Source organism: Pantoea sp. 18069 (assembly GCF_902706035.1).
Classification (GTDB): Bacteria; Pseudomonadota; Gammaproteobacteria; order Burkholderiales; family Burkholderiaceae_C; genus Comamonas.
Genome location: NZ_CACSJA010000118.1, coordinates 1 through 433, shown reverse-complemented (window position 1 = coordinate 433; position 433 = coordinate 1). Strand labels below are relative to the sequence as shown.

General features: G+C 64.2%; 1 protein-coding gene. It reads right to left on the bottom strand.

All coding sequences use genetic code 11. The features are described from left to right. Positions 1-414, bottom strand: a 414-nt coding sequence (locus GVL12_RS25835) for an RRXRR domain-containing protein (RefSeq protein WP_306770615.1), incomplete at its 3' end; no start/stop codon positions are given. Positions 415-433: the final 19 nt, after the last annotated feature.

The following is a 433-nucleotide window of genomic DNA, read 5'->3' as shown; positions in this document are numbered from 1 at the left end:
CGTGCCTTGCTGGTATTCGATGCCATCGATCTCAGGATTTTGCAACGCTTGCATGTCGAAGCGCACAAGCTCCGAGCTGATGGCACGCACGGGTGCCCAGCGCTGGATGCGCCGAACCCAGGTCATGGTAGTGTCCACGCGGTGCTGCAGCGATGGGGCGAGCCTGCCAGTCTTGTCGCCGCCCCGGTTCAGAAATCTTGGAGCGCGATAGCGCAGATTGCTGCGACGCCGACGGCGCATCTGACGGCGCGCCGTCATGGCCTCGGAAATCTGCCGGCCGCGGTGGACCAGCTCCAACAGGTTCAGCACGGCTACGCCCAGCTGGACTTCGCCAGTCAAAGCGTCCACTGCCGCCACCTCGCGGACCAGCGCGAGCCCCGTAGTCTTGCTCCCCGGGTCGATTTTCAGACGCAGAGGCTGGAATTCGCAGTCG